The sequence below is a fragment of the Uliginosibacterium sp. TH139 genome (genome assembly GCF_002855595.1).
Taxonomy (GTDB): Bacteria; Pseudomonadota; Gammaproteobacteria; order Burkholderiales; family Rhodocyclaceae; genus Uliginosibacterium; species Uliginosibacterium aquaticum.
In genome coordinates this window covers 564569-580434 of record NZ_PKRR01000002.1, presented here as the reverse complement: position 1 = coordinate 580434, position 15866 = coordinate 564569, and the positions used below count along the sequence as shown (strand labels likewise).

The 15866-nt window shown below is 61.5% G+C and carries 16 protein-coding genes and 1 tRNA gene; 4 read left to right on the top strand and 13 right to left on the bottom strand.

Annotation, left to right across the window (positions count from 1 at the left end; translation table 11 throughout):
- Window positions 1–86: 86 nt before the first annotated feature.
- The 6 genes from C0V76_RS06225 to rpsU form a co-directional block, all read right to left on the bottom strand.
- Complete coding sequence (locus tag C0V76_RS06225) at window positions 87–1784, bottom strand: polysaccharide lyase family 1 protein (protein ID WP_101941493.1); 1698 nt, start codon at window positions 1782–1784, stop codon at window positions 87–89.
- 207 nt (window positions 1785–1991) lie between these two features.
- A tRNA-Ile gene (locus C0V76_RS06220) sits at window positions 1992–2070 on the bottom strand.
- A 55-nt stretch (window positions 2071–2125) separates the two neighbouring features.
- Complete coding sequence (rpoD, locus tag C0V76_RS06215; RefSeq protein WP_101941492.1) at window positions 2126–4093, bottom strand: RNA polymerase sigma factor RpoD; 1968 nt, start codon at window positions 4091–4093, stop codon at window positions 2126–2128.
- A 54-nt stretch (window positions 4094–4147) separates the two neighbouring features.
- Window positions 4148–5941: a DNA primase gene (gene dnaG, locus C0V76_RS06210; protein ID WP_101941491.1), complete on the bottom strand. Its 1794-nt coding sequence runs from the start codon at window positions 5939–5941 to the stop codon at window positions 4148–4150.
- Between the two features lie 56 nt (window positions 5942–5997).
- Window positions 5998–6444 carry a GatB/YqeY domain-containing protein gene (locus C0V76_RS06205; protein WP_101941490.1) on the bottom strand — a complete coding sequence of 149 codons (447 nt, stop codon included), beginning with the start codon at window positions 6442–6444 and terminating at the stop codon, window positions 5998–6000.
- Between the two features lie 114 nt (window positions 6445–6558).
- Window positions 6559–6771, bottom strand: a complete 213-nt coding sequence (gene rpsU, locus C0V76_RS06200; RefSeq protein ID WP_018607882.1) for a 30S ribosomal protein S21 — start codon at window positions 6769–6771, stop codon at window positions 6559–6561.
- Between the two features lie 115 nt (window positions 6772–6886).
- Between rpsU and tsaD the strand changes: the two genes are divergently transcribed.
- A complete protein-coding gene (tsaD, locus tag C0V76_RS06195) occupies window positions 6887–7915 on the top strand; it encodes a tRNA (adenosine(37)-N6)-threonylcarbamoyltransferase complex transferase subunit TsaD (protein ID WP_254048198.1) in 1029 nt (342 codons plus the stop codon).
- Here tsaD and plsY read toward each other — a convergent pair.
- Window positions 7908–8528: a glycerol-3-phosphate 1-O-acyltransferase PlsY gene (plsY, locus tag C0V76_RS06190; RefSeq protein WP_101941489.1), complete on the bottom strand. Its 621-nt coding sequence runs from the start codon at window positions 8526–8528 to the stop codon at window positions 7908–7910. The two genes, tsaD and plsY, sit on opposite strands and share 8 nt — an antisense overlap.
- A 33-nt stretch (window positions 8529–8561) precedes the next feature.
- Between plsY and C0V76_RS06185 the strand changes: the two genes are divergently transcribed.
- Window positions 8562–8966, top strand: a complete 405-nt coding sequence (locus C0V76_RS06185; RefSeq protein ID WP_101941488.1) for a dihydroneopterin aldolase — start codon at window positions 8562–8564, stop codon at window positions 8964–8966.
- A 65-nt stretch (window positions 8967–9031) separates the two neighbouring features.
- Here the strand turns inward: C0V76_RS06185 and C0V76_RS06180 are convergent, their stop codons facing one another.
- The gene (locus C0V76_RS06180; RefSeq protein WP_101941487.1) at window positions 9032–9406 is read right to left on the bottom strand and encodes an H-NS family nucleoid-associated regulatory protein; all 375 of its coding nucleotides are present in this window, start codon (window positions 9404–9406) and stop codon (window positions 9032–9034) included.
- Window positions 9407–9410: 4 nt separating this feature from the next.
- On the opposite strand from C0V76_RS06180, the gene C0V76_RS19530 reads away from it, so the two are divergent.
- Window positions 9411–9632, top strand: a complete 222-nt coding sequence (locus tag C0V76_RS19530) for a hypothetical protein (RefSeq protein ID WP_143707362.1) — start codon at window positions 9411–9413, stop codon at window positions 9630–9632.
- Here the strand turns inward: C0V76_RS19530 and xerD are convergent.
- The 4 genes from xerD to C0V76_RS06160 are packed head-to-tail and all read right to left on the bottom strand — an operon-like array spanning window position 9617 to window position 12835.
- Window positions 9617–10513: a site-specific tyrosine recombinase XerD gene (xerD, locus tag C0V76_RS06175; RefSeq protein ID WP_101941486.1), complete on the bottom strand. Its 897-nt coding sequence runs from the start codon at window positions 10511–10513 to the stop codon at window positions 9617–9619. The two genes, C0V76_RS19530 and xerD, sit on opposite strands and share 16 nt — an antisense overlap.
- The gene (locus C0V76_RS06170; protein ID WP_101941485.1) at window positions 10514–10984 is read right to left on the bottom strand and encodes a methylated-DNA--[protein]-cysteine S-methyltransferase; all 471 of its coding nucleotides are present in this window, start codon (window positions 10982–10984) and stop codon (window positions 10514–10516) included.
- 1 nt (window position 10985) lies between these two features.
- Window positions 10986–11561, bottom strand: a complete 576-nt coding sequence (locus C0V76_RS06165) for a chalcone isomerase family protein (RefSeq protein ID WP_158239161.1) — start codon at window positions 11559–11561, stop codon at window positions 10986–10988.
- A complete protein-coding gene (locus tag C0V76_RS06160; protein WP_101941483.1) occupies window positions 11558–12835 on the bottom strand; it encodes a glutamate-5-semialdehyde dehydrogenase in 1278 nt (425 codons plus the stop codon). The genes C0V76_RS06165 and C0V76_RS06160 overlap by 4 nt, the downstream gene beginning before the upstream one ends.
- A gap of 165 nt (window positions 12836–13000) precedes the next feature.
- Between C0V76_RS06160 and C0V76_RS06155 the strand changes: the two genes are divergently transcribed.
- Entirely contained in the window at window positions 13001–14224 is a 1224-nt protein-coding gene (locus tag C0V76_RS06155) for an MFS transporter (protein WP_158239160.1), read from the top strand.
- 7 nt (window positions 14225–14231) lie between these two features.
- On the opposite strand, the gene C0V76_RS06150 is transcribed toward C0V76_RS06155, so the two are convergent.
- Entirely contained in the window at window positions 14232–15851 is a 1620-nt protein-coding gene (locus C0V76_RS06150) for a mechanosensitive ion channel family protein (RefSeq protein ID WP_101941481.1), read from the bottom strand.
- Window positions 15852–15866: the final 15 nt, after the last annotated feature.

The following is a 15866-nucleotide window of genomic DNA, read 5'->3' as shown; positions in this document are numbered from 1 at the left end:
AAGCGCTGTGCTTTGCCTGCTTTTGCGGAAAATGACACAGCCTCGCAAGGCCGCGAGGCTGTGTCATTCAGCGTTTAACAGGTGACTTAGAGCTTGCCTGCGCCTGCGCCTGCCGGGATGGTTGTGGCCAGGTTGCTGGTAGCTTCCAAGACGCTGGTGTAGCTGTAGTAGCTTGATGGTGTTGCGTCCGGGGTGCCAGTCGTTTTGCCTGAGGCAAACCATGGCGTGGTCGTCCAGGTGACAACTCCGGTCGCGGACACTGCGCTCAGATCGATAGTGCTGCCGTTCAGTACGTTGCCCGTGCCGTAAGCGTAGGCAGAGCAGAAATTTGCATCATAGGTGGCTACAGGTGTGTATGCCGTGACGGTCTTGTTCATGGTCGTTGCGCAGGTCGTCGCTTTAGTCGAATCCGACGCACCACTGTAGACAGTGCTCGCACTCGGCGAACCCCCGCTCAGCGCGAATACGTTGTTCTCCATGTACAGCTTGCCGCCCTGGCCAGTGACCATACCGGCAGACCAGTAATAATCCGCAGTAGAGTCCAGCGTGTTTTCGAAGTAGTTGTTGAAAATGTGGACCATGCCGTAGCGCACGCGCGGCTGACGCTGCTTGATGTTCTGCCAGTAGTTGTGGTGGAAGGTGATCTTCAGCGCCGTCGGGTTTTCGGCCGAAGCTGCGTTCGAAGTGCTAACCGTGTCGGTGCCGCCGATCAGGTTGGTCTTGTCGTGATCGTGGAAGTGGTTCCACGACGCTGTCACGTAGTTGGCGGTCTTGGTGATATCCAGCGCGCCGTCGTGGTGCTGGATCTTCATTTCGGCCGCGTTATAGGGCGAGGCAAAAGGCGAGGGATAGAGCTTGTCGTGACGGCTGCCATCGGAGAACGTGTTGTGGTCAATCCACACGTGGGTGGCATACATCACCGAGACCAGATCGTAGGCCGAGTTCCAGCGACCGCCAGAGTCCGTCGGATCCCAGATCGGGAAGAAATCGAAGGCATCCTCGAAGGCAATGTTGCGAATAACAACGTTATCGACCGTTGTGCTGCTCGAGGCACCGACGACCAGTGAGCCGTGAACGATCTTGGCGTTCGAGCCCAGGCCGATGATCGAGGTATTCGACGGGACGGAGAGATACACGATCTTCTTCTGGTTGGCGGCCGAGCAGGCGCGTGCTACCTCGTAGGGATCACCGCTCTTCTCGACAGCTGTCGTACCCCAGCTGCCATTCGGGTCGTACTGGGTCTTGTACGCATCAAAGCTGTACAGGACGGTCGTGGAGGTTGTGACGGAGCCGGAGCTGCCGCTGTAGCTGAATGAAGTACCGATCGGACAGATGTAGTCTGCTTCGGTGAGTTCGGTGCCGGCCTTGTTGGTATTCAGGCTGATTTCGCCGGAAACGTAGATGATTTTTGCGCTGCTATCGAGGCTGCCGCTGGCGATGCTGCCGTCAGCGTTGATGGTGGCGCTGTTGCCATAGAGGGCCTGGATCAGCTGGACGCGGGTGCTGACGGTGTAGGTCTTGGCCGCAGTGGCGCTGTTGCCGCCGGTGGTGCCGGTGCCGTAAGTGGCCCAGCCCGTTGCGCCGAGTGAGCCGACCAGGGTGGCTGAGGAGCTTGCATTGCTGCTTGTCGATGCGCTGGATGCAGCTGTGCTGGAGGAAGTGCTGCTTGTCGAACTCGTGGTTGTCGTGGATGAGCTGCCACCACCGCCTCCACCACCGCAGGCAACAAGGGCGGCTGCGGTGGCCAGCAAAAAGGCTATTCCGGGTTTTTTCTGAACAAGCATGCTGCAACTCCTTTGGTTCTACGTCTTTGGTTATATGCTTCGGTAACGGGAAGTACCTTCCCACCGAACTTGTCGCCAAATATAGTCAGAACCAGAGGAAATTTGTTGACCGGTAACATTGTTTGATGTTTTCGGGAACAAAACTGTTGCGGCGAGCGCACAAAAGCAGAAACCCCGGCATCGCTGGCGGGGTTTCTGTGAATGGAGTGGTGGGCCCCCCGAGAGTCGAACTCGGCACCAACGGATTATGAGTCCGCTGCTCTAACCAGGCATGAGCTAGAGGCCCGATGCGTACACGGCCACCCGTGGGCGGCCGTGCAGCAGTGAAACGGGTGTCCGGATCAGCCTTCGCCGTCGAGGAAGCTGCGCAGCTTCTCGGAGCGGCTCGGGTGACGCAGCTTGCGCAAGGCCTTGGCTTCGATCTGGCGGATGCGCTCGCGGGTGACGTCGAATTGCTTGCCGACTTCTTCCAGCGTGTGGTCCGTGTTCATCTCGATGCCGAAGCGCATGCGCAGCACCTTGGCTTCGCGCGGGGTGAGCGAGTCGAGGATTTCCTTGGTGGTGTCCTTCAGCGAGGAGTACAGCGCAGCCTCGGCCGGAGCCAAGGTGGCGGTGTCTTCGATGAAGTCGCCCAGGTGGGAGTCGTCGTCGTCACCGATCGGCGTTTCCATGGAGATCGGTTCCTTCGCGATCTTCATGATCTTGCGGATCTTGTCTTCCGGCATTTCCATCTTGATCGCCAGCGTGGCGGGATCCGGCTCGGCACCGGTTTCCTGCAGGATCTGACGCGAGATGCGGTTCATCTTGTTGATCGTTTCGATCATGTGCACCGGGATACGGATAGTGCGGGCCTGATCGGCGATCGAACGCGTGATGGCCTGACGGATCCACCAGGTAGCGTAGGTCGAGAACTTGTAGCCGCGGCGGTATTCGAACTTGTCCACCGCCTTCATCAGGCCGATGTTGCCTTCCTGAATCAGATCGAGGAATTGCAGACCGCGGTTGGTGTACTTCTTGGCGATGGAGATCACGAGGCGCAGGTTGGCTTCGGTCATCTCGCGCTTGGCGCGGCGCATCTTGGCCTCGCCGGTGCTCATCTGTTTGTTGATTTCCTTCAGGTCCTTGAGCGGGATCTGGATGTGATCCTGCAGATCGATCAGCTTCTGCTGCTCTTCCAGAATCGCCGGCTGCATGCGCATCAGCGTGGTGGCGTAGGGCGCACCGGAGCTGATCTCACTCTTGAGCCAGTCGAGATTGGTTTCGTTGCCCGGGAAGACCTTGATGAAGTGCTGGCGGCTCATGCCTGAACGCTCGACGCACAGGTCGAGGATCTTGCGTTCGTGCTTGCGCACGTTTTCCACCATGTGACGCACGCCGTCGCACAGATTTTCGATCTGGCGTGCGGTGAAGCGGATATTCATCAACTCCGCGCTGATCTGCTCGTGGAGCTTGATGACGGTCTTTTCGTGCGGACCCTTCTTGATCAGCACTGGCATCATCTTCTCGACGAGCCCGCGGATGGTCTCGAAGCGCACCAGTGCTTCGGTCTTGAGCTGCAGCAGGGAGGCGCTGGCGGCGGCGTTGCCGGCGTCTTCGTCGTCCTCGTCGTCGGCTTCTTCTTCAGCGAGTTCGTCTTCTTCGACTTCCTGAGCTTCGGCCGCGGCTTCAGTGGCGTTCGGATCAACCAGCCCATCGACCAGTTCGTCGATGCGCATTTCGTCCTTGGCGACCTTGTCGGCCATGCCGAGGATGTCGGCCATGGTCGAGGGGCAGGCCGAGATGGCGATCACCATGTGCTTGAGGCCTTCCTCAATGCGCTTGGCGATCTCGATTTCACCTTCACGGGTGAGTAGCTCGACGGTGCCCATTTCGCGCATGTACATGCGCACCGGGTCGGTAGTGCGGCCGAATTCGGAGTCGACCGAGGAGAGCGCCTGTTCGGCTTCTTCTTCGGCGGCTTCGTCAACGGAGGCCGGCGCCACGCCATCGGTCAGCAGCAGGTCTTCTGCGGCAGGGGCTTCGTCGAATACGCGAATGCCCATGTCGTTGAAGGTGGAGATGATCGACTCGATCTGCTCGGCGTCGACAAGGTCGTCCGGCAGGTGGTCGTTGATCTCGGCATAGGTCAGATAGCCGCGCTCTTTGCCTAAGGCAATGAGGTTTTTCAGGCGGGTGCGGCGGACTTCGGCGTCTACGGTGTTGTCAGAAGGCGCAATGTCGATCGGCAGGTTCTTGCTTTTTTCCTTGCCCCGGGCTGCTTTGGCTTTAGGGAGATCTTTGCTCGTAGGTGTTGCTTTTTCCTTGGCCATCAGGGTCCTCGGTGCAAGGCAGGTTAATTCTGAAGAACCGTAAATTCTAGGCGATCAGGAGGTCTTCTGTCCAGATCTAAGCTGCTGTTTTAGCGTGGGAAGCTCTGCGTAACGACGCATTTCGGCCGTTTCGAGAGTTTCTCCTTCGGCCAAACGCTGGCGCAGGCTGTTGAATTCATGATCGATCATGGCGATACGCAGGTTGGCGATGTGGCCGTCCAGTTCGGATTGCGCCGCTTTGCTGGAGTTGTGCGTGGCATCTTCGCGTGCAGGTGGAGTGTCCTCTTCCGGAGCGTTGAGCAGTTCACGCAAGAGTGCGCGTTGGGCGTCGTTCTGGCTGCTCTGGAAGAGGGCTGCAATGGTAGTCGGGCCGAAGTGGTCGTGATCGTGTGCGTCGCGGAAAAGCTGGATCAGGGCGCATTCGGCGCTGTCTCCGAGCAATTCGGGTAGATCGCCAGGCAGGCGGTCGAGCAGCTCGGGGGTTTGCGAGAGCAGGCGTAGCAGTTGGCGTTGGGGGCCTATTGGCGCACTGCGCCCGGCGCGTGGGCGTGCAGCGGCTTTGTTGCGTGGGGGTGGCTTGATGCCGAGGGCGTGGGAGACTTCCTCGCTGCTCATGCCGGCGTCGTCCGCTAGCAGGCGGATGGTTTGCAGTTGCAGAATGGGGGCTGAAATCTTCGGGATCAGCGCCTTGGCCTCGTGGACAAGCTTGGCGCGCTCTTCCGGGATTTCCAGGTTCAGGTCGCCGCGAAGTTCGCGTAGCAGGAATTCGGAGAGCGGCATCGCGTCATGCACGGCACGGTGGAAGGCTTCGAGGCCTTCGGCGCGGATGAAGCTGTCGGGGTCGTGTTCGGTGGGCAGGAACAGGAAGCGGACTTCTCGGTCGTCGGCGAGTTGGTCGAGGCTGTTCTCAAGCGCGCGGCGCGCAGCCTTGCGACCGGCTTTGTCGCCGTCGAAGCAGAACACGACCTTCTCGGACTGGCGAAACAGTTTCTGGATGTGGGTGGCTGTGGTGGCTGTGCCGAGGGTCGCGACGGCGGCGCCGAAGCCGTACTGCGCCAGCGCCACGACATCCATGTAGCCTTCGGTGACCACGACTACGCCGCTCTCGCGAATGGCCTGGCGTGCCTGAAAGAGGCCGTAGAGTTCGCGCCCTTTCTCGAATAGCGGAGTTTCAGGGGAGTTGAGGTATTTCGGCTCGCCCTGGCCGAGTACGCGACCGCCAAAACCGATGATGTTGCCGCGCTGATCGAGGATGGGGAACATCACCCGGTCACGGAAACGGTCGTAGCGGCGCCCGGCGTCGTTCTGGATTACCAGGCCGGCTTCGAGCAGGGCGGGGCTGTCGTAATCGCTGCCGAAAGCGGCGCGCAGACCGTTCCAGTCGTCCGGCGCATAGCCGATGCCGAAGGTCTTGGCGATTTCGCCGGTGAGGCCGCGTTGCTTGAGGTATTCGATGGCTTGCGGAGCGTGCCGCAGTTGTTCGCGAAAATAACGCGCCGCGCGGGTGGTGGCTTCGAGCAGGCTGCTGAGTTGGGCGCGATCCTGTTGCGGAGCATCCTCCTCGGGGACTTGCAGGCCACATTGCTGGGCTAGGTCCTTGATCGCATCGCGAAAGGATATGCCGCAGTATTCCATCAGGAAGCCGACTGCCGTGCCGTGGGCGCCGCAGCCGAAGCAGTGGTAGAACTGCTTGGTCGGGCTGACCGAGAAGGAGGGGCTCTTCTCGTTGTGGAAGGGACAGCAAGCCATGTAATTGGCGCCCCCCTTCTTGAGCGGCACGTAGCGCTCGATCAGGCCGACGATGTCGGTGCGGGCCAATACATCCTGAATGAAAGACTCGGGGATCACTCGCGGTGCTCAGGCTTTGGGGTGAGGGTGGGCGAAGTTTCGCTTCGCCCGGGGAGTCATTTTGCCAGTGCGGCCTTGACCTTGGCCGAGACGGCGGTCATGTCGGCGCGGCCGGCTAGTTGCGGCTTGAGGACGCCCATCAGCTTGCCCATGTCGGCCGGGCCGCTTGCGCCGGTCTGGCTGATCGCGGCTGCAACGGCCGCATCTATTTCAGCGTCAGAAAGGGCTGCAGGCATGTAGGCGGCGAGGACGGCGATTTCTGCGCGCTCGATTTCGGCCAGATCTTCGCGCTTGGCGGCTTCGTACTGGGCGACCGAATCGCGGCGCTGCTTGATGAGCTTGTCGGCGATCGCAATGATTGCGGTGTCGTCCAGCGTGATGCGCTCGTCGACTTCCTTCTGCTTCATGGCTGCCATGAGCAGGCGGATGGCACCCAGCTTGGCTGTTTCCTTGGCACGCATGGCGCCCTTCATGTCTTCCGAGATACGTTCCTTTAGGCTCATCTCAAACTCCGCTGAATTCTTGGGTGGCAAGACAAAAACCCGGCCACCCTTGCGGGCTCCGGGTTTTGCTTCATGCAGACGTGCTGGAGCGTGCCGCAGCGGCACGCATGCCGATCAGTAGAGCTTCGGCGGCAGGGTCTGGCTGCGCAGACGCTTGTGCAGACGCTTGACGGCCGCAGCCTTCTTGCGCTTGCGCTCAGTCGTGGGCTTTTCGTAAGACTCGCGAGCACGCAGTTCAGTCAGCGTGCCAGCCTTTTCGATGGTGCGCTTGAAGCGGCGGATGGCGACTTCAAACGGTTCGTTTTCCTTGACGCGTACACCAGGCATTCTGTGTTCCTTGCTGGACAGACTATGTGAAGAGCTCGCCAGTTTATCTGCAAGTTTGCAAAATTCCAAGCCCCTTGTTCGGAGGTGGGGACGGCGATGCGATAAAATCGGTGTCATGATGAAGCCTCAACTCGTTCTCGGTATTGAAACTTCCTGCGACGAAACCGGTATCGGCCTGGTTGAAACCGGCCGTGGCCTGCTGGCGCACCGGGTCTTTTCGCAGATCGACATGCATGCGGCTTATGGCGGCGTGGTGCCGGAACTGGCTTCGCGTGACCATGTGCGGCGCATTGTGCCGCTGATCCGCGAGACGATGGTGGTGGCAGGGCGCGAGTTGAGCGAGCTGGACGCCATCGGCTACACGACCGGGCCCGGCCTAGCAGGGGCTTTGCTCGTGGGCGCCAGTGTGGCGGAGTCGCTGGCGCTGGCGCTTGATATTCCGGCGATCCCGATTCATCACCTGGAAGGGCATCTACTTTCGCCGATGCTGTCGAGCGAGCCGCCGACGTTTCCTTTTGTGGCTTTGCTGGTGTCGGGCGGGCATACCCAGCTCATGCGCGTGGGCGGAGTCGGCGATTACGCTTTGCTGGGCGAGAGTGTGGATGACGCGGCCGGTGAGGCCTTCGACAAGACGGCCAAACTACTGGGCTTGCCCTACCCGGGCGGGCCGATTCTGTCGAAACTCGCCGGGCAGGGCGAGGCAGGCAAGTTCAAGTTGCCGCGCCCGATGAAAAACTCAGGTGATTTGATGTTCAGTTTTAGCGGACTCAAGACGGCGGTGCTGACGGCAACCCAGAAGCCTGATTTCACGCCGGAACGGATCCCGGATCTGGCGGCCGAGTTTCAGGAGGCGGTGGTGGAGGTGTTATGTGTCAAGGCGCGCGCTGCACTCGCTCAGACTGGCCTGGCGCAACTGGTGGTGGCCGGCGGCGTGGGGGCCAATGCGCGCCTGCGTGAGCGCCTGCGGCGGGAAATCGGCAAGCGCGGCGGTAAGGTGTTTTTCCCTGAATTGGAGTACTGCTCGGACAATGGCGCGATGATTGCGTTTGCCTGTGCCATGCGCATCGAGACCGGCAAGGCTGCTGCGGCAACGGGGGGCGCGTTTGCGGTGCGCCCGCGCTGGCCACTGGCCGAAATCAGTTAGCCGCGTCTTTTTTCTTGCTACCGATCTTGCTTTCTTCGCCCTTGATCAGGCGGGCAATGTTCGCCTTGTGGCGCCACAGTAGTACGACCACCATGGCCATTACGCCGACCGTCCATTCTTCCGAGCCGGTGATGGCGCGCGTCAGCACCGGTGCGACGATGGCCGCTACGACGGCAGCCAGCGAGGAGTAGCGGGAAATGGCGGCGGTGGCAATCCAGGCCAGAAGTACCGCACCGCCCAGCAGCAGGTCAATGCCCAGCAGCACGCCGGCAGCGGTCGCAACGCCCTTGCCACCCTTGCCGCGCAGGAAGATCGAGAATACGTGGCCGAGAAAGACGGCGACGGCGATCAGAACGATACTGGATATATCCAGGCCAAGTGTCGGGCCGAAGCAACGTGCGGCCCAGACAACCAGACCGCCTTTGGCAGCATCGCCGATCAGGGTGAAGAGCGCTGCCTTCTTGTTGCCGCTGCGCAGTACATTGGTGGCGCCGGGATTGCCCGAACCGAAACTGCGGGGGTCGTCCAGCCCCATCAGTTTGCTGACGACAACGGCAAAGGGGATGGAGCCAATCAGGTAGGCGGCGAGTAGCGAGAGTAGAATCAGCAGCATTTTCTTCAGGGCCTTGCGGCCGGATATTCGGACATGGATTTTATTTTCATCGAAGGCATGCTGGTGGATGCCAATGTCGGGATTTTCCCGCGCGAGCGTTCAGCTTCGCAGCCGCTGGAAATCAACATGACCTTCGGCGTGCCGGATGCGGCAGCGCTGCGCGATGATATCGCGGATACCATTGGTTACGATCAGGTCGTGGAGAGAATTCGCGCCGTGCTGGCCGAGCGTCAGTTCAATCTGCTTGAAACGCTGGGTGAGTTTGTTGTGGCGCTGATGTTCGAAGAGTTCAATGCGCCATGGGTTCGCGTTTCGATTTCCAAGCCGGGCGTCATGAAAAATGTGCGTCGGGTGGGGGTATATATCGAACGCGGTCGAAATGGCGATGAACCGCCGCGCGGAGGGGGATTAGGTCCGCTGGGTGTGCCGCGGAGTTGAGCAATCGATCGGGCAGAAACAAAAAAGGCGACCCGGGCAGGTCGCCTTTTTTCAGCCTTGGGGAATCAGGCCTTGATGGTCAGCGATTCGAGGCTTTGACCCGCAGCGAGGGCATCGGCCACCCACAGCGGCTTGCGGCCACGGCCGGTCCAGGTTTGCGAAGCATCGGCCGGATTGGCGTATTTGGCGGCAACCTTGGCGCGGACCTTACCGGCCTTCTTGGCGCGCGGTGCCTTGGGGGCAGCGCCAGCCTTGGCCGGCTTGCCGCCGAGCAGAGCGTCCAGCGAAATGCCGTGCTTGGCGGCAACAGCCTTCAGCTCTTTCATGGCCTTTTCTTTGGAGTTGCTGGCGCGCTTGGTGATTTCGGCCTTGATGGCTTCGGCAGCCTGGCTGAGGTCTTTGTCAGTGGCTTTGTTGAGTTGGGATTTGGTCAGCAGCATATCGATGTCCTTTGTCGCGGTAAGGCCTGGAATTTTTGGCGCCGGGGCGCCTTCTGAATACAGGCATGTGCAGAGAGAAAATAAAAGCTGCTTGCCTGTGGATGCGGCAGATTTTGCCACTATTAATTCTATTCGCGCAAATCCATTTTTATATGTTTACAGTTTGAACTTATTTTCAGCCGGGCAATCACCCGGAAGTCCGGGTGATTTTCAGGCGCGTGGATGATGTTCGGAATGCAGCTTTTTCAGACGCTCGCGCGCGACGTGGGTGTAAATCTGAGTGGTTGAAATATCGGCATGGCCCAGTAATAGCTGAACTACGCGCAGGTCGGCTCCATGATTGAGGAGATGGGTAGCAAAGGCATGGCGTAGGGTGTGGGGAGAAATCAGGCGGGTGTCGATCGCGGCATTCAAGGCGTGCTGTTTGATGGTGTTCCAGAACATCTGGCGGCTCATGGCACTGCCAAAACGGGTCAGGAAAACATCGTCGCAAGGGGTTTTCAGCAGCATCGGACGCGCTTCGGTGAGATAGCGCTTTACCCATTCGAGGGCCCATTCGCCCAGTGGTACCAGGCGTTCCTTAGCGCCCTTGCCGGTAATGCGGACCAGGCCTTGCTGTAAATCCATTTCAAACAGCTTCAGATTTACCAGCTCGGAAACGCGCAGGCCGCTGGCGTAAAGCGTCTCGATCATGGCGCGGTCACGCAGGCCGAAAGGCGAGGCTATTTCCGGCGCGGCAAGCAGGGCTTCGACCTGGGTTTCGCTGAGTGTTTTCGGGAAGCGTTCGGCGGCGGCGGGCGTGCCGATATCGAGGCTGGGGTCGCGGGCGATGCGCTGATTTTGCAATTGCAGGCGATAGAAACGGCGCAGAACGGACAAGATCCGGCGCTGAGTGGCAGGTTTGCTGCGTGCAGAAATTTCGCTGAAATAAGCGGCTAGGTCGCTGCTCTGCGCATCAATGAGTTCCCCCTGCGAGTGCCGTTGCAGCCATTGGGCAAAAAGCTTCATATCGCTGCGATAGGATTCGAGGGTGTTTTTGGCGAGTCCGTCCTGCAGCCAGAGATCATCAATGAAGGCGTCAATCTCCGGGTGATTGGTGCTGGTCATTTACAGCGCGCCCTCATGCTGCAATAACCAGCGTTTGGTATCGAGCAACCAGCCGCCTGTGGCATGAGAAAATCCACCCATGCTGGATTTTCCGAGTACGCGGTGACAGGGGGTCACAAGCGGAAAGGGGTTGGCACCACAAGCCTGGCCAACCGCGCGTGGTGCGGATCCGAGGCGGTCCGCAATGTCTCCGTAATTGAGAGTTTGGCCTGCAGGAATAGTGCGGATGCTGTGCCATACGCGCTGCTGGAAAATCGTGCCGCGCGCGAGTAGCGGCAGATTGAAAAGCTGAGCCGGGTTCTGGCGGTATTGCTCCAATTGCAGACAGAAGGATTCTGCGACCGGATTTGTGATGATCTCGAGGGGTGTTTCCGGCGGCATGAACACGATTTCCTCGATCGTGCCGTTCGCTGTTTGACGTAGCCCGAGCACGCAACCCGGAATCCGGGCAATGGCGTTCAGCGGATTCATTTCACTGGGGCTGCCCGAGCAGCGCCTCACGTACGGAGATTTGAGGTACGTGTTCGCCGAGCCAGATTTTCAGCAAAGCCTGATTGAAATCTTCACCGGGAATATCGTTTCCTTTTTGCTCACCACCCACCAGCACGCGCGTGCCCTGGCCAGAAATGTAATCGAGACGGATAGTGGTTTTGGCGGGGACTTTGCCGATGCCCAGCATGGTTTGCTGCAGGCTGTCGATACGGCTCTGGACCTTTTGCAATTCGAGATCACTCTGGTTGCGGCGCATGAAGTCCAGCAGGGCTTCGGATAATTGCTCAGCAGTCAGCTCGCGCAGGGTGATGATCTGGATGCGGCGGGGGCCTCGGCTGGCAAAGACCCCTGCCGGGGTGGCGGCTTTATTTGGCAGGTAGAGCCCTACCGCGTAAACCTTGAGCATGAACTTGGTGCGCAGGCCGGCGCCATTGAGCTGCAGTTCGCTGCCGCCAAGAAGTGCCCGTTCATCGAAGTGGGCGCCGCCGATCTCGACTGCGCCCGCCTGCAACGAGCAGGCGAGCAGGAGCGAGATGAGTGCCGCCCGCCAGATCATTTGCGGACTTCGCCGTTGCCGAACACGATCCATTTCTGCGAGGTGAGGCCTTCGAGGCCGACCGGGCCGCGGGCGTGAATCTTGTCGGTGGAAATGCCGATCTCGGCGCCCAGACCGTATTCAAAGCCGTCCGCGAAACGCGTCGAGGCGTTGATCATCACCGAGGCCGAGTCGACCTCGCGCAGAAAGCGCATGGCGGCCGTGTAGTTCTCGCTGACGATGGCTTCGGTGTGCTGCGAGCTGTAGCGGTTGATGTGCTCGATCGCCTCATCCAGCCCAGCCACCACTTTCACGGCGATGATGGGGGCGAGGTATTCCTCGGACCAGTCCGATTCCTGCGCGGCGACCAGCTTAATGCCCGGAATGTTCGCGGCCCGCAGGATCTGCAGGGCTTCGGGGCAGGCGCGCATTTCGTTGGCCTTGGCGGTGAGCATGCGGCCGATCTCGGGCAGAAAGCGCTCTGCCACGCTGCGTGCCACCAGCAGCGATTCGGCGGTGTTGCAGGTGCCGTAACGCTGGGTCTTGCTGTTTTCGACAATCGGCAGCACCTTGGCGGCGTCGGCGGCGTCATCCACATAGACGTGGCAGTTGCCGTCCAGGTGCTTGATGACCGGCACGCGTGCGTCGCGGCTGATGCGTTCGATGAGGCCCTTGCCACCGCGCGGCACGATCACGTCGACGAATTCGGGCATGGTGATGAGTTCGCCCACGGCGGCGCGATCAGTGGTCTCCACCACTTGTACGCCGGTCGCCGGCAGGCCGGCTTCCTCGAGGCCTTCGCGCACACAGGCGGCGATGGCCTGATTGCAGTGCAGGGCTTCCTTGCCGCCGCGCAGGATGGCGGCGTTGCCGCTCTTCAGGCACAGGCCGGCGGCGTCGGCCGTCACGTTCGGCCGCGCTTCGTAGATGATGCCGATCACGCCCAGCGGGACACGCATGTGGCCGACCTGGATGCCGGACGGGCGACGTTTCACGTTGGTGATTTCACCGATCGGATCGGGCAGGGCGGCGATCTGCTCAAGACCCTGCGCCATGGATTCGATGCCTTTGGCGGTGAGCGTGAGGCGGTCGATCATGGCCGGCTCGAGGCCGTCGGCGCGGGCCTGTTCGAGGTCGCGCGCATTGGCGGCGAGGAGCTCATCGGCGCGGGCGCGGATCTTTGCGGCGATGGCGGCGAGGGCGGTGTTCTTGGCTTCGGTCGAGGCGGCGGCCATCAGGCGCGAGGCGGCACGGGCCTCGCGGCCGAGGGTCTGCATGTAGGTCTGGATGTTCATGATCTAGAAAACCGGATGAAGCAGGTGCAAACAGGGATTAGAACATCCTGGCCCCGATCTGTGAAATCCGGCGCAGGCACCGCGCAGGTCCGCCCGGCTGGCTTGACCCCGGGGCGGGGCGGCCCGCACACTCGCGGCCCCATGTTGCAGCGCATCCAGAGTTCCATGCTTCGTTCCCTTCCTGCCGATTCGCTGTGGCGCGATGCCGGTTTTCTGCGCCTGTTCATCGCCAGCACGCTGTCCGCGCTCGGTACCGCCGTATCCCTGATGGCGCTGCCGCTGACGGCGGTGAGCCTGCTCGATGCGAGTGCCACCGAAATGGGGATTCTGGCCGCGTGTGAATTGCTGCCCTTCATCACCATCGGCCTGCCGGCCGGGGTGTGGATTGACCGCAGCCGCAAGAAGCGCCTGGCGGTGCTGTTCAATTTCGTGGCGGCTGCCGGGCTGGCGCTGGTGCCGCTGGGCTACGAGGCGGGCTTCCTCTCCATGGGCGTGCTGTATGCGGTGGGCTTCGTGGTGTCGACGACCGAGGCCATCGGGGGCTCGGCCACTCAGGTACTGGTGACTCTGCTGGTCGGGCGTGAGCGCCTGGTGATTGCCAACAGCAAGCTGTCGGCTGCGAGTTCGCTGGCGCAGGTGTGCGGCCCGGCCTTGGCCGCGCTGCTGATCGCGGCAGTGGGGGCGCCGCTGGCGGTGAGCGTGGATGCAGCGAGCTTCGTGATCGCGGGGGCGTTGATCGCCAGCATTCGCCTGAATGAGGTGCCACAGCCGCATCGCGGAGCTTCCGTCATTGCTCAGATCCGCGAAGGCTTGTGGCTGGTGTGGCGCACGCCGATGCTGCGCGGCCTGGTCGGTGTGGTGGCGGTGTGGATCCTGCTGTCGGACGCCTTTAAGGCGCTCTATGTGCTGCACGCTGCGCGCAATCTGGGCTTGGGTGAGGGCGGTATCGGCCTGATCAACACGCTCGGGGCGCTGGGCGGACTGGCCGGGGCTCCGTTGGCGCATTTCGTGGAGCGGCGTTTCGGCATGCGCAACGCGCTGGTGGCGGGCGTGGCGCTGGCGGCTGTGGGCTACCTGCTGTACGTGCTGCCGCAAGCGGGGTGGCCGGCCACGGCGCTGGCGGCCGGCATCGCGCTGTTCGTGTTCAATGCCGGCAGCACGCTGTATGTAGTGAATTACCTGAGCCTGCGCCTGGCGGTGACGCCGGATGCTCTACTCGGGCGGATGGTGACTTCGATGCGCTTCGCGACCATCCTGCCCGGCCCGCTCGGCACCATCGGCATAGGGTTGGCGGCCGACCGTTTCGGTCTGCCTCCGGTGTTCCTTGGCATTGGCCTGAGCTGCCTGGCCATGGCCCTGTGTGCGGCGCGCTGGCTGCCGCGGCGCTGATCATCGATCAGGCTTCGGGCTGGCGGGCCGGTGCGGCGTACCAGCGGGCGGGTGGCACGAGCTTGTCGCTGGCCGGATCGCCCAGATAATGCGGCGACATGATCTGTACGCCGTATTCGTTGAACACATCCTGAATGTTGGCATGCAGTTCGCTGAGCACTTCGGCGCGCGGGCGCGGCGCGCTGGGAACGGCCTGGCAGACCAGCGTGTATTCCGGATAGAAGTCTGACAAGGCTGTCTGGAAAACCGCCGGACGCGGTTCGGTGAGGATGCCGTTGGTGCGTGTGGCCGCTTCGATGAGCATGGCTTCCACCTGACGCCAGGGCGTGTCGTAACCGATGGTGACGGCGGTGTCGATGACGAAGCCGGCGCCCTTGACCGTGCGTGAATAGTTGGTCGTGGAGTGACCGACGATCAACGAATTCGGCAGGGTGATTTCGGAGCCGCGCCCGGTGCGCAGGCGGGTGTTGAAGATGCCCATCTCGACGATGGTGCCCTCGTGCTCGCCGATGCGTACATATTCGCCACGCCGCAGGGTGCGGGTGTACATCAGGATCAGGCCGCTGGCCGCTTGCCCGACCACGCTGGAAGCGCCCAGCGAAATCATCAGGCCCAGCAATACCGATACGCCCTTGAAGGCTTCCGAGTTGGAGCCCGGCAGGTAGGGGTAGGCCATCACCAGCGCAAAGATCCAGATGATGCCGGTGACGATGTTTCTCGTGGGGCGTACGGTTTCGGCATCCAGCCAGCTGTAGCTGTCACTGCCTGCCGCGATGCGATCGAAGAAGGGGCGCAGGATGCGTACCACTGCGTGAGCGATCAGGAACATGCAGGCCGCGATCACGAGGTCTGGTATCGCGCGCAGAATGCCCTGGCTCAGTGTAATCACGATGCCAATGAGGAAATCGCTGAGGCGCTCGCCCCAGGCGCGGGTGTAGGGAAACTGCGCCAGCACGGTGCTGAGCCAGGTGTAGGCGAGCAGTGCGATGGCGCCCCAGTACGGAACCGCCAGTGCCTTGCCCAGCAGATCAAGCAGCCTGCGGGGTTGCAGCAGTTCGCCCGGGATAATTTTCAGATGTTCGCTCTGGCGCGCTGCCGCGCGCATCAGACGAGTGCTTACCCAGCGCCGCGAGCGCAGCAAGAACCACAGGATCAGTGCGTAGATCGCGGTTTCACCCAGCACCCAGGCGAGGCCGCGCAGGAGGAGTTCCAGGTTGCGGCTCTCGCGGTTTTCTTCGCGGATCTGCTCGAGGCGGCGCAGTGTTTCGGTAGTGAGGGTTTCGAGGGTTTCGCCGCTGAGCTTGTCGACGTCATCGGGTTGCAGGGTGAACAGCAGGAGCTTGTCGAGCAGGATGCTGTTGCCGGCCGGCGTCGGCTGGACGGAAAGTTCGAGTTTTCCTCCACGCGCGACGGCTTCCTTCAAGGCTTGCTCGCTGCGGGCGACGCGCTGTTGCGGGCTGGCGCCGAGCAGCGGGGCGCGAAACTGCACGACCTCGCGGTTCATGATCGACAGGGTGGCGCTGGCCGGTGTGTCGGCAGCAAAGCCCGGTGCGCAGGCCAGCAGTATGCCGAGGGCCAGCAAAGGAGTGAGTGCAGGGCGGGCGAGGCGGTGCAGGAGGGGCAGCATGGCAGGCTCCGGGTG